14 protein-coding genes and 1 tRNA gene are annotated in these 9,257 nt (G+C 65.1%); 6 read left to right on the top strand and 9 right to left on the bottom strand.

Going from position 1 to position 9,257, the window contains the following annotated elements:
* The first annotated feature begins 46 nt into the window (after positions 1-46).
* Positions 47-274, top strand: a complete 228-nt coding sequence (locus DEU34_RS11340; RefSeq protein WP_121150302.1) for a DUF2188 domain-containing protein — start codon at positions 47-49, stop codon at positions 272-274.
* A 64-nt stretch (positions 275-338) separates the two neighbouring features.
* Positions 339-411 (top strand) — tRNA-Arg (locus tag DEU34_RS11335).
* A gap of 68 nt (positions 412-479) precedes the next feature.
* Here the strand turns inward: DEU34_RS11335 and DEU34_RS11330 are convergent.
* On the bottom strand, positions 480-722 hold the full coding sequence (locus tag DEU34_RS11330; protein ID WP_121150300.1) for a DUF3263 domain-containing protein: 243 nt from the start codon (positions 720-722) through the stop codon (positions 480-482).
* A gap of 59 nt (positions 723-781) precedes the next feature.
* Between DEU34_RS11330 and DEU34_RS11325 the strand changes: the two genes are divergently transcribed.
* Positions 782-1,090, top strand: coding sequence for a hypothetical protein (locus DEU34_RS11325; protein ID WP_147424065.1), 309 nt, complete (start codon positions 782-784; stop codon positions 1,088-1,090).
* Positions 1,090-1,365: a hypothetical protein gene (locus DEU34_RS11320; protein ID WP_121150296.1), complete on the top strand. Its 276-nt coding sequence runs from the start codon at positions 1,090-1,092 to the stop codon at positions 1,363-1,365. The genes DEU34_RS11325 and DEU34_RS11320 overlap by 1 nt, the downstream gene beginning before the upstream one ends.
* Positions 1,366-1,368: 3 nt before the next feature.
* Here the strand turns inward: DEU34_RS11320 and DEU34_RS11315 are convergent, their stop codons facing one another.
* Complete coding sequence (locus DEU34_RS11315; protein WP_121150294.1) at positions 1,369-2,277, bottom strand: tyrosine-type recombinase/integrase; 909 nt, start codon at positions 2,275-2,277, stop codon at positions 1,369-1,371.
* Positions 2,278-2,478: 201 nt separating this feature from the next.
* On the opposite strand from DEU34_RS11315, the gene DEU34_RS11310 reads away from it, so the two are divergent.
* On the top strand, positions 2,479-3,498 hold the full coding sequence (locus tag DEU34_RS11310; protein WP_121150292.1) for a P63C domain-containing protein: 1,020 nt from the start codon (positions 2,479-2,481) through the stop codon (positions 3,496-3,498).
* Between the two features lie 74 nt (positions 3,499-3,572).
* Here the strand turns inward: DEU34_RS11310 and DEU34_RS11305 are convergent, their stop codons facing one another.
* The gene (locus DEU34_RS11305; protein ID WP_121150290.1) at positions 3,573-3,779 is read right to left on the bottom strand and encodes a hypothetical protein; all 207 of its coding nucleotides are present in this window, start codon (positions 3,777-3,779) and stop codon (positions 3,573-3,575) included.
* Positions 3,780-3,927: 148 nt separating this feature from the next.
* Here DEU34_RS11305 and DEU34_RS11300 point away from each other — a divergent pair, with 148 nt between their 5' ends.
* Entirely contained in the window at positions 3,928-4,605 is a 678-nt protein-coding gene (locus tag DEU34_RS11300; RefSeq protein ID WP_183042451.1) for an SGNH/GDSL hydrolase family protein, read from the top strand.
* A gap of 3 nt (positions 4,606-4,608) precedes the next feature.
* On the opposite strand, the gene DEU34_RS11295 is transcribed toward DEU34_RS11300, so the two are convergent.
* From DEU34_RS11295 to DEU34_RS16120, 6 genes are all read right to left on the bottom strand, one after another.
* Positions 4,609-6,234 (bottom strand): SGNH/GDSL hydrolase family protein, encoded by a 1,626-nt coding sequence (locus tag DEU34_RS11295; RefSeq protein ID WP_183042450.1) that lies wholly within the window; start codon positions 6,232-6,234, stop codon positions 4,609-4,611.
* A gap of 109 nt (positions 6,235-6,343) precedes the next feature.
* Positions 6,344-6,760 carry a hypothetical protein gene (locus tag DEU34_RS11290; protein WP_121150285.1) on the bottom strand — a complete coding sequence of 139 codons (417 nt, stop codon included), beginning with the start codon at positions 6,758-6,760 and terminating at the stop codon, positions 6,344-6,346.
* 63 nt (positions 6,761-6,823) lie between these two features.
* Positions 6,824-7,309, bottom strand: coding sequence for a hypothetical protein (locus DEU34_RS11285; protein ID WP_121150283.1), 486 nt, complete (start codon positions 7,307-7,309; stop codon positions 6,824-6,826).
* Positions 7,306-7,761 (bottom strand): hypothetical protein, encoded by a 456-nt coding sequence (locus DEU34_RS11280; protein ID WP_121150281.1) that lies wholly within the window; start codon positions 7,759-7,761, stop codon positions 7,306-7,308. The genes DEU34_RS11285 and DEU34_RS11280 overlap by 4 nt, the downstream gene beginning before the upstream one ends.
* A complete protein-coding gene (locus tag DEU34_RS16305) occupies positions 7,761-8,540 on the bottom strand; it encodes a hypothetical protein (protein WP_183042449.1) in 780 nt (259 codons plus the stop codon). Before DEU34_RS16305 ends, DEU34_RS11280 begins: the two co-directional genes overlap by 1 nt.
* Before the next feature lie 66 nt (positions 8,541-8,606).
* On the bottom strand, positions 8,607-9,254 hold the full coding sequence (locus DEU34_RS16120) for a hypothetical protein (RefSeq protein WP_147424064.1): 648 nt from the start codon (positions 9,252-9,254) through the stop codon (positions 8,607-8,609).
* Between the last annotated feature and the right edge of the window lie 3 nt (positions 9,255-9,257).

The following is a 9,257-nucleotide window of genomic DNA, read 5'->3' as shown; positions in this document are numbered from 1 at the left end:
TGTCAAGGGCGATGACTCCCCGGCGCAAGGGGAGTTGACTGCCGTCATGGCTCAAGACGAAGTGCACACCCGTTCGAACCGCGGTCAGTGGGAGAACTACGTCGAGGGGCGCCCCGAACTGTCGGCGAGCTTCTCGAGCAAGGAGGAGGCCGTCGACCAAGGACGCGCTCTCGCCGACGAGCTCGGCACCCACCACACCGTGGATGACGCGGAACCGACCGGCACCATCACCGACGAGGGTGAACCCGCCGCAGACTCCGACCCCGTCATCTGACGGATGCTGCGAGCCGCCCGGGTGACGGGCGAGCGGCGCGGCCGGTGGTAGCCTCGTTCAGTCCGCCTCCGTAGCTCAGGGGATAGAGCGTTGGTTTCCGGTACCAAAGGTCGCTGGTTCGATTCCAGTCGGGGGCACAAGCGGGAGTAGGTTTCCCAGGTCACAGGCTACTTCCGGGTGTAGCCGAAAGTGAAGCCGATCCGATTCAGGATCTTCCGGAACCCAGCCAGGTCGCACGTCGATCCCTCGCGAACTTGACCCGCATGATCACCCGGTCAGCCGTGAACGTGTCGTACTCCCACCCCTCGAGCGACTGTGCGGCACGCAGCAGGTCCCGGTAGTAGACCGCTGGCGCGATGCCGAGTTCGTTGCGGATGAGCTCGTTCTTGCCGCTTGTCGCGCGTGGGTGATGACGTTCGAAGGTCAGGAGATCTTGGACGGTGGGCATGCCCTCATTCTGGGTAGGGCTCCGGACATTTGTCCGTGGCGCGGCGTACCATCCCCGACGTGACGCTATCCCCCGACACGATGCTCGACATCCACCTGTCGACGATCTGCTCCCAACACCGGTACGACAAGGACCCGCGTGCGGCGGTCGACGAGCTCATCGCGGCGGCTGGGCATCGGACGGACATCCTCGCCAAGGTCGCCGGCACATGGTCCGGGTACCACGGGTTCGACGAACACACCCGCACCCTCGCTGAAGCGTTACGCGGCATCCCTGGTGCTGAGCAGTGGGTGCCGGTGGGGCAGTACCGGCGCGGGATCCCGAACAACGGGGCAACCCCGCTCCCCCCTGCTCCTAGGCTGGACTGATGCTGATCGGGACCATCCGCCCCACCGAAACCCGCACCGTAGAAGTCACGGGCGAGTCGCTGGAGGACATCCAGGTCAAGCTCGAGGCGCTACGGCCAGCCGGGTTCGACCTCGTGAAGTCCACCGCGCACCCGGTTAAGGGCACCATGCTCCTCTCGTCCGTCGGCACGTTCGCACGCCGCGAGGGCAGCCGCGAGATCGAAGCTGATGACCGGGCCGCCCTTCAAGCCAAGATCCCCGACGGCTATGAGCTCCTGGCGATTCGGGTTCTCTAACCCTCAGGCGATCTTGTCTGCGATCGCGGACATGTGCGAGGCGAGCGCGTAGGCCGCGTGCCGATCGAGGCTGTGCCGGTTCCGGTCGTACCGGTCGACCATGCGTGCGTCTGACCACCGCCCGAATGCCTGCACGTCGCGGGTGCTGACGCCCGCGTCGAGAGCGGATGTCGCTGCAGCGTGGCGCAACTGGTGCGGGTGCACGTGCCCCAGGCCCGCGTGACGGCCCAGAACCTCGATGCGGCGGTATGCGTCGTGCCGGGTCATCTGTCGCCCCGTGCGGGTCGTGAGCAGCGGCCCGGACGTTCTGTCGCCGGCGGCACGGTCAAGGATCCGAAACACCATCGGCGGCAGCGGGATGGTCGCTGGCTTCCCGCCCTTACCGACGAGGTGCAGCACCCGGTGGCCGCGCTCGTACCCGGCGAAGTCCTCGATCTGCACGCCGACCGCTTCGGAGCAGCGGAGCCCGAGCATCCCGAGGAGCGTGACGAGTGCGGTGTGCTGTGGGGATCGTTCCTGTGCTTGCAGGAGCAGCTTCTCGACGTCGTGGGATGTGAGGCGTGTCAGGCGGTTGTCGTCGTAGAACACCTTCGGGCGCCGCACCATGACGGTCGGGTCCTGCGGGATGCGCCCGTCTGCGACCGCCACACGGTAGAACACCGACAGCCCACTCAGGTACACGTAGACGGTGGACTTCTTCAGCCCCTGATCTTCGAGCAGGTAGTGCGTGTACAGCTCGAGCTCGGCGCGAGTGGCGTGGAGGATGTCGCCCGGGTGCCACGCCCGGAACCGGTCGATGATGGCCCGGTAGGTTCGGCGGGAGTCGCTTGAGTATCGGGCGAGGAACGTGGTGATCGCGGCGTCGGTCTCGGTGAGTGCGATGAGCGGGCGCGCGGCGGTACGGTGGTGCATGGTCGTCTCCAGCTAGTCCTGGTGTCGGCTAGCCCTCGCCCGCGGTTGCCGCCGCGGCGGGGGCGTTTCTGTTCGTGGACAGAGAAGCTACCTCGGCGAGCCGCAACCCCGCAACAGGTCCGCTTTTGCAGGCATACCCCCTCCGATGCGTGCTAAAGTAGTTCCATGCACGCATAATTACCCGAAACGGAGCGGCGAGCGATGACCACAGAAATCGAACTCACAGGACGAGCGGCCGGTGGCGCGGCACGAGCGGCGCGGATGAGCAGCGCGGAACGATCCGCCGCAGCTAAGAGAGCCGCTGAAGCTCGCTGGGGCGGCGGCGGCGAAGTCCGCGAGGTCCTCGCCGGCTCTCCTGACAGCCCCCTGCGCATCGGCGAGGCGGCGGTCGAGTGTTACGTCCTCGACGACGGAACCCGCGTCATCACCCAGGCGAGCATGCTGCACGCGATTGGACGATCTCGGCGCGTGCCGGGAGCCGAGGGATCCGATGAGTCCCTGCCTCCGATTCTCCGCGCCAAGTCGATTCGCCGATTCATCCCCGACGATGTGATCGAGCAGGCCCAGCCCATCTCGTTCAAGCTTCCGAATGGTGTCCGGGCAAATGGGTACCGCGCCGATCTGCTCCCGACGATCTGTGAGATCTACTTGGCTGCTCGCGCCGATGGCGCGCTCCCGCCGAACCAGCGGCACATCGCCCAGCAGGCCGAGATTCTTGTCCGAGCACTCGCCCATGTCGGCATCATCGCACTCGTCGATGAGGCCACCGGCTACCAGGAGCTCCGCACCAAGGACGCACTCTCGAAGATCCTTGAGGCATTCGTCGCCAAGGAGCTGCAGCCGTGGGTGAAGACCTTTCCGCCGGAGTTCTACCGCGAGATGTTCCGGCTCCGTAACATCCCGTACGACCCGGCTTCCGTCCACCGCCCGCAGTACTTCGGCGTCCTCACGAACGACGTCATTTACGATCGTCTCGCGCCCGGCGTGCGCGAAGAGCTGAAGGCCGCACAGAAGAAGTCCGAGAAGAAGTCCGGGAAGATGTTCCAGCATCTGACGCAGAGCATTGGCTACCCGAAGCTCCGAGAGCACCTTGGGAGTGTCGTCACTCTGATGCGGTTGTCCACGGACTGGGACGACTTCAAGGCGAAGCTGAACATGATCCACCCGTCCTACAAGCACTCGGCCATGCCGCTCTGGAACGACTCCGATTTCGGCCTCTGACACAACGACGAAACGCCCCCTCGAACCCGCCGTGATGGCGAGCCCGGAGGGGGCGTTTCTGTTTCGCGCGGGAGTCAGGATGGTAGGAACGACAACGGGATGTGACGGGATGCTAGGACCCGCGTGATGGCGACGTTGTCGTCTGTGTCGAGCCCCTGGATGTCTAGCCAGGGTTCTGGCTGGTCCGCCGCCCGCAGGTACAGACTGGTCAGGTTGTCGACAACTTCCAGCGAGATGCCCGAGGCGATCTCTTGTCCGGCGTAGTACGCGTTCCAAGGCATGATCGGAGCGTACTAGCGACAGGCGCTATCTGCGCACGAGTGTGTGCGTCGGACGTTTGGGTACGATCGGCGCATGGGGAAACGTCGACGTCGTTCATCTGGTAACTGGTGGGCCGGGAGTACTGGGGGTGTCTCGCACTGGCTCCTGGTGGCAATCGTCGGCGTGCTGGTGGTCGGCACAGGGGCGCTCTCTGCATACGCGCTGAACCGATCCGCCCCGACAACCGCCGCCCCTCTCCCGATCCGGACGGAGTTCAGCTACGGGAGTGAACGCGAGCCGGTCACCACGATCGCCTTCCTAGGCGACTCCTGGGCAGGCGGCGCGGGGGTCCCCGGGGGCGGACCCGACAACAGTTATGCCGCACGCACCGCGCGCGAGATCGGCTGGCCGTACGACATCTTCGCGGGGGGAGGAACGGGCTACACCTTCCCCGAGAACACCCGTTTCATGTCGCGCGTCGCGCCGCTGATCGAGGCCGCACCCGATGTTGTTGTGGTGCAGGGGAGCAGCAATGACTACCGCGCCAGCGAAGAAGAGATCCGGCAGGCTGCCGACGAAGTATTCGCCGCGATCCGTGCGGGACTCCCCGAGGCTCGCATCTACGCTCTCGGTGTTTTCGATTCCCCGGGCGCCCCAACAGATCTGAACGACGTCAGCCGCCGCGCCGTGTCGGCCGCGGCGGCTGCTTCTGGCGTCACATGGATCGATGGCAACGCCGACGGTTGGCTGAACGTCGAAACTGACTTCGCGGATGGCTATCACCCGAACGAAGGTGGGCACCAGAAGGTCGCTGACCAGCTCGCTGCCTATCTTGAGGCCCAGTAACACCTAGGGGGTAGGCGTCGCCCCAGGTGCGATGTACGCCGTGGCAGCGGACACCGTGGCAGCAGCGTTGGTGGCCAACGTCACCTGCGTGGCGCTGTTGTAGGCGGCGATCGTTGTGACCAACGTCACATTGGTTCCGCCTGCACCGCGCACCCGGATCTTCTTGCCCACGTCAGCCGCGGTGAATGCCGCAGTAGCTGACGTCAAGGTGGCAGCCCCGGACGTCATCGCCGCGTCGACCACCACGCGGTCGGAGGCGAGCGCGGTCAGGTTGCGGAGTGCCATGCGCGAGATATCCATCGTGATCGTCGCCGTGGCTGGTGCGCCTACTGTCTGGATGGAGACGCGCAGATCACCGGTCGCATCCGAGGGGACAACGACCTTCGCCCAGAACGCCCCGTCGCAGTCGGCGTGCATCGAGTACGGCCCCCGGATCAGGGACTTGTACCCGGTGGAGGTGTTGTAGTCCACGACGAGCGAGTAGGCGGGTCCGGTGCCACCCGAACCGCTTGTTGAAGGTGCCACGAGGTTTGCCTCGAACCCCGTCGTTTTGATCTTCGCGCAGAATTCGACGATGTCGCCAGGGAAAGCCGATGACGTTGCGTCAGCGATGTTTGTCTGGAGGTTGATCGTCCCGCCGCTGCCCGCGTCGATCGAGACGAGCTGGTGCCCGTAGCCGTCCGAGTCGGTCGTGCGGGTGAAGGTCACCGTGGAGGTACCGAAGCGCCGCCAGCCGTCAGCGATGCCGTCGCCGGCGATCTCGTTACCGCCGTTCTTGCTGTCGGTGAGGAACATGCCTGTGACGCCGAGGAGGTTCCCGATCTCACCCGCGCGCGTGGGAAGCGGGGGCACGAGGTTCCGGAACATCCGCGACAGGACAGGACCGAGCTTCGCGCCCATCCGCTTTGTCCCCAGGTATGAGGGGTGGACGTTGTCGGTCTGCGCGAGGGCCGTCCGGAAGAGACCAGTAGCCGGGTCCGTGAGCGTCTCGTTGTAAGCGACGAAGTCGTAACCACACTTTCCCGCGAATCGGAGGAGCGCACGGTTCCATACGTCGGCCTGCGCGTTCGCCGCCGTGCTGTCTGCGCGGAGGGGTACGGCGCACACGATCACCCTGATGCCAGCAGCAGCAAACGTGTCGCAGATGCTTGCGTAATCGGCGAGATCCCGCGCGAGACGGAGGGTCGGCAGGTTATTGGTACCGGCCAGCACGTGCACGACCGCCGGAAGCGGGGACAGTGCGAGGATCTGGTCAACGAACCCCTCCGACACGAGCTGCTGTATCGTTCGTCCCCCAGCGGCGAATGCCCCCCGGAAGGAGACGGGCGCGCCTGCGGCGAGAAGGCCGTAGGTGACGTGCCCGTCCGTAGCAGTGGTGGTCGAGTTTCCGTAGTTCGCGGTGATCGAGTCGCCGAGTGCAGCGATACCGTCCCCGGCGTACCGATCGAGCGCCGACCCGCCCGCAACGATCGGCGCTACGACTGCATCAATCTTGGCACTTAGCGCCCCTCCGATCGCGGACGCATCGTTCGCGACGTCGGTAGCGACCTGGGAGATTGCTTCGTCGTACTGGGTCTCGAGCTTGTTGAGTCGGGTCGCTGAGAGGGGTTTGGTGGGGTCGTTGTTCACCCACGACTGCTTCGTGTATGCCATTGGTTACTCCACAGGGTCGGAGGGTGAGAGAAGAAGAACGAGGGCCGCGGCTACCACGGCGAGGAGGCAGACGCGGCCCATCGGGTTACTGAGCCGCCTTGCGCGCAGCTTTCAGGCCAGCGACAAAATCGGTGGTGTCGGCCTTGAGCTTGACGTTCACGATCCGCTCCGAGTTCGTGGCTCCCTCGTTGGGCACGATGAAGACCCCAATGCCGGCGAACGCAGCGATGGCGATTTGCAGCCACTCGGCACCTGTGACGCCGTCCGTGAGGAACGACAGCAGTGACACAAGAGCAGCCGTGGCGAACGCAATGATCGTCTTCGCGTAGGCGCCCACGTTCGAGGGGAAGTTGGGGACCGCGTACACGAGAACCGCGCCGAGGCCGATGACGCCCAGGTTGATGAGTTCCTCGGTGGTGACGATGTCGTCGGCCATCGCCGTGACGAGAACGCCGGCGACGGCTAGGAGGACGTAGAGCAGGGATTTGGCGTAGAGCTTCATGTGTTCCTCCGGGAACTAGAAAGCGCCGCCCATGTGGACGGCGCGGGATGGTTTGGGGGTGGGTTAGTTGAAGGGGCTGAGACCCCACGGCAACACGGGCCGCAGGATCGGTTCGTCTTCCTCACCAGGACGCGGCATATGAGTCGCCGACCCCCACTGGGTGAACACGTCACGCAACCACCGAGACAACGCGCCACGGAAACGGGTATCCGCGTTCTTCAACTCCGTCACTTCCTGACGAAGCTCAGCGATCGCCGCGAGCATCTCCTCACGGTCCGCCCTGCGCTGCTCCCGCAACTCCTGTATCTCTTCATGCTTCTGCGCGTTATCCGTCAACACCCGGTCAACGAACGCCGCCGGGTCGTTCTGGTAATCGGCTAGAGCCGCGTCCGCCTGTTCAGCACGCGCCGCATCCTTCGGAGACTCCCCCGACGCAACACGACGCGCCCGACGCCGGCGAACCACCTTCGTGATCTGCTGCCGCCCCACCAACGCAACAGCCACAAGCCCGAGGGTCGAGATGATCGCTACAAGTACCTGATCGCTCACTCATCACCCTCCTGCCGTGCCACTTCGTCAATGAGATCGAAGACCCTCAACGTGAGGACGATGAGAGCTGTCACGGCAAGAGCAGCCGACAACGCGGCCGAGCTCGTACGCACTGTCGCCGACGCGATGAGGAATACCACGTACAACGTGAGACACGAACCCAAGACGAACTTGGATGTGAGCTCGAGTTTGAACCGTTGGAACACGAGCCCGGCCAGCGCGGTGAGCGCAGACACGCCGATGCCGGCGGCGAGGAGAGGGCTGAACCATGCGGCAGTGAACTCACGTACCGCGTTCGAACCGAACACCACACCGAACACGCTGAAGGCGATCAACACCACGTCGAAGACGGGAAGGCCGATGCGGAACACGGGGCGGAAACGTTTCTGCACCCGCACCATCGAATGCGCTTCCGGATGCCAGATGCTCGCCCGGTACAACCTGCTGAACATCAGCCGTTCAGAAGTGCAGTGCCGAGAGCCTTCACGATGTCCGGCGCGAGAGCATCCCGCAGCTCGGCAGCGAGGCTCGGAACGTCGACGGCACCGGCGGAGATCTTGCTGATGTCTGTGCGCGCGGCAAGTGCGGTCGCCGACGTCGAGGCGATGAACCCGGCAGCAGGGTACTTGACGCCCGCGTTCCGCCCATCAGGCGTCTGCGCGTCGATCTGGTAACCCCACACATGCATGGGGAGGCGAGCGGCGACAGCCAGCACGATGTTCTCCGCGATGATGTCGAGGTGCTTCTTCTCTTCTGCGTCGAATGCCATGTTGTCCTCCTGAGGGAATGGTGTCGCGTTGCCGCCAGACGCCGGTTGGGCCTGGTCGATGGGGTAGCCGAGGATCGTCTCGGTCCACCCGAGGTAGGGGCGCCCGATCTGACGTTCGCGTTCAGCGATGGTGCATGAGCCGGTCTGGCTCCACCCGGGGTAGTCAGTGCAGGCGACACGTCCTCCGCCGAGGCTGATGACGACATCGCCGGCACGGTCGTTCGGGGTGCCGCCGTCCCCGTTGCGCCTCCCCCACCAGACCGGCACGCCCGCGGGCGGGTTACGGTCTCCGGGGTGCTTGCCGGGGGTGCTCAGCCACGCCGCGTACGCGGTCGGCCACGACCCGCTCACGCTCGCACCGTGGGCCTTGTACGCCTGCCAGACGTAATGCAGGCACATGCCCGCCTGGATGTTCCTGTAGCTGAGGAGCGTCCGCCCCGCAGCGATCCCATCGACACCCATGAGGAGGCCCTTTCAACGACGAAACCCCCGGCGATTGCCGAGGGCGGTAGAACAGGTGGTGCGTGATTACGCGATGCGGAGGGCCTCCACGTAGGTGCCGTCGTAGCCGTCCGTGCCCCACGTCGAGTTCCCGTAGTTCGACCACAACTGCAACTTGTCGCCAGCAGCGAGGAGCATGATCTGGCTCAGCGCCACCGTCGCGTCCTCGAGCGCTTCCTTATACGTGCGGCCCTGCACACGCGATGCCCCATTCACATAGAGGTCGCCGCGCACCGTGCCGCCGCCCGGACCGGAGTAGTAGAAGCGTGCGTTCACCTGGTACCGGCCGGTTACCGGCATGATCAGGCCGTTGTCGGTGAGGGTCATCCCGCCCGACGAGTCCTGCAACGCGACCGTCGCAACCTGACCGCCAGACATGTTCTGGAACCCGGCCGTCTTACCCGCATGCCCGAAGACGATGCGCGCACCTGGAACGAGGCCCCAAGCTCCGCCAGCACGGCGGTACAGTTCCCCGTTCGTCGTGTCAGACCAGTAGATGCCCTCACGTGCCGAAGAACCCGACACTGCGGTGCGTTCCGAAGTTGGCCCCACCCGGAGGTTCCCCGAACGCGCCGCCGCGCGAGCAGCCTCCGAAAGGTCCGGCCCAAAGTCAGGGGCCTGAGCGTTCGTCCACGTCGGCGTCCCATAGGTGGCGTCAGTTCCGGTGCTAGCCATTCG

The organism is Microbacterium sp. AG1240, assembly GCF_003635115.1.
Taxonomy (GTDB): Bacteria; Actinomycetota; Actinomycetes; order Actinomycetales; family Microbacteriaceae; genus Microbacterium.
This window is presented reverse-complemented; position numbering and strand designations above follow the sequence as displayed.

Bases quoted from the DNA above. Each gene is read 5' to 3' on its own strand.
- DEU34_RS11320 (WP_121150296.1), top strand. From the start codon at position 1,090: ATGCTGATCGGGACCATCCGCCCCACCGAAACCCGCACCGTAGAAGTC.
- DEU34_RS11315 (WP_121150294.1), bottom strand. From the start codon at position 2,277: ATGCACCACCGTACCGCCGCGCGCCCGCTCATCGCACTCACCGAGACC.
- DEU34_RS11310 (WP_121150292.1), top strand. From the start codon at position 2,479: ATGACCACAGAAATCGAACTCACAGGACGAGCGGCCGGTGGCGCGGCA.
- DEU34_RS16305 (WP_183042449.1), bottom strand. From the start codon at position 8,540: ATGGGTGTCGATGGGATCGCTGCGGGGCGGACGCTCCTCAGCTACAGG.
- DEU34_RS11290 (WP_121150285.1), bottom strand. From the start codon at position 6,760: ATGAAGCTCTACGCCAAATCCCTGCTCTACGTCCTCCTAGCCGTCGCC.
- DEU34_RS11280 (WP_121150281.1), bottom strand. From the start codon at position 7,761: ATGTTCAGCAGGTTGTACCGGGCGAGCATCTGGCATCCGGAAGCGCAT.
- DEU34_RS11330 (WP_121150300.1), bottom strand. From the start codon at position 722: ATGCCCACCGTCCAAGATCTCCTGACCTTCGAACGTCATCACCCACGC.
- DEU34_RS16120 (WP_147424064.1), bottom strand. From the start codon at position 9,254: ATGGCTAGCACCGGAACTGACGCCACCTATGGGACGCCGACGTGGACG.
- DEU34_RS11340 (WP_121150302.1), top strand. From the start codon at position 47: ATGGCTCAAGACGAAGTGCACACCCGTTCGAACCGCGGTCAGTGGGAG.
- DEU34_RS11305 (WP_121150290.1), bottom strand. From the start codon at position 3,779: ATGCCTTGGAACGCGTACTACGCCGGACAAGAGATCGCCTCGGGCATC.